Source organism: Nonomuraea sp. NPDC049695, assembly GCF_040674955.1.
Taxonomy (GTDB): Bacteria; Actinomycetota; Actinomycetes; order Streptosporangiales; family Streptosporangiaceae; genus Nonomuraea; species Nonomuraea helvata.
Genome location: NZ_JBFANV010000241.1, coordinates 1 through 1,285 on the forward strand (window position 1 = coordinate 1; position 1,285 = coordinate 1,285).

Consider the following 1,285-nt stretch of genomic DNA (forward strand, 5'->3'; position numbering starts at 1 on the left):
GCCGTAACCATAAAGACACAGTCCACTATGGGCTGATAGATGCCATAAGTCTCTGATCAGGGCATACGCCCAAGAATTTGGTTTTAGAACAAGCTAAGTGCCCGTGTACAAACTGATCCCTGCGGTTGCTGCGCGGGGCCGATATCGGACGAAATGGTGACGTAGCGCGAATCTTCTGCGACATAGAGCGACCTTCCGGTAGCAACGGTGGTTATCGAAGCCCCATCGCCAACCGGAAGGCCTGCCGCCGTTGTATGCCACCGCGCCCACCGCTGTCTCCCGCAACGAAGAAAATGCCTGCTCATGCGTGGCCTGCCGCTACGGCCGCGGAGCCGATCACCCGATCCGGGCACCCCGCCACACCAGCGATATGAGCGACGAGGAATGGCAGGTCATCGAGCCGCTGATGCCTCGGCCAACCTGGCTGACCGGCAACGGCGGACGCCCCGAGAAATACTGCCGTCGCCTGATCATGGACGCCATCCGCTACGTGGCCGACAACAGCTGCAAGTGGCGCAACCTGCCCGCCGACTTTCTGGCGCCCTGGCGCACCGTCCACTCGATCTTCACCCGCTGGTGGCAAGATGGCGATCTCTACGCCCTCCACAATGACCTGCGCGAACAGATCCGGATAGCCGACGGGCGCGAGCCGGAGCCGAGCGCGGGGATCATCGATTCGCAGTCGCTGCGGGCCGCCGAGACCGTCGCGGCCGGCTCGCGCGGATACGACGCGGCCAAGAAGGTGCAGGGCACCAAGCGGCACGTCATCGTGGACACCCTGGGCCTGCTGCTGGTCGTCATCGTCACCGCCGCCAGTGTGCAAGACCGCGACGGCGCCAAGCCCGCACTGAAGCGCCTGCGCGACTGGTACGAGCGGATCACGCTGGTCTGGGCCGATGGTGCATACGCCGGAAAGCTCGTGACCTGGGCCAAAAAGCACGTCCGGCTCACCTTGGAGATCGTCAAGCGCAGCGACGATGTCAGCGGCTTCGTGGTCCAGCCCCGCAGATGGGTGGTGGAGCGCACGCTGTCGTTGATCTCCCAGCGCAGGCGATGCGTGCGGGACTATGAACGTTTATCCGAGCACCACGAGGCCATGGTCCTGTGGGCGATGATCATTTCCATGGGACGACGACTCGCACGATCCGCATCTCCCAAATCAACCTGACGATCAGTTTGTACACGGGCACTAAGCTTGTTCTAAAACCAAATTCTTGGGCGTATGCCCTGATCAGAGACTTATGGCATCTATCAGCCCATAGTGGACTGTGTCTTTATGGTTACG

General features: G+C 61.6%; 1 protein-coding gene. It reads left to right on the forward strand.

The window, feature by feature from the left end; genetic code table 11:
- The first annotated feature begins 370 nt into the window (after positions 1–370).
- Complete coding sequence (locus tag AB0J64_RS57300; protein ID WP_364047286.1) at positions 371–1,168, forward strand: IS5 family transposase; 798 nt, start codon at positions 371–373, stop codon at positions 1,166–1,168.
- The last annotated feature ends 117 nt before the right edge of the window (positions 1,169–1,285 follow it).

Bases quoted from the DNA above. Each gene is read 5' to 3' on its own strand.
- AB0J64_RS57300 (WP_364047286.1), top strand. From the start codon at position 371: ATGAGCGACGAGGAATGGCAGGTCATCGAGCCGCTGATGCCTCGGCCA.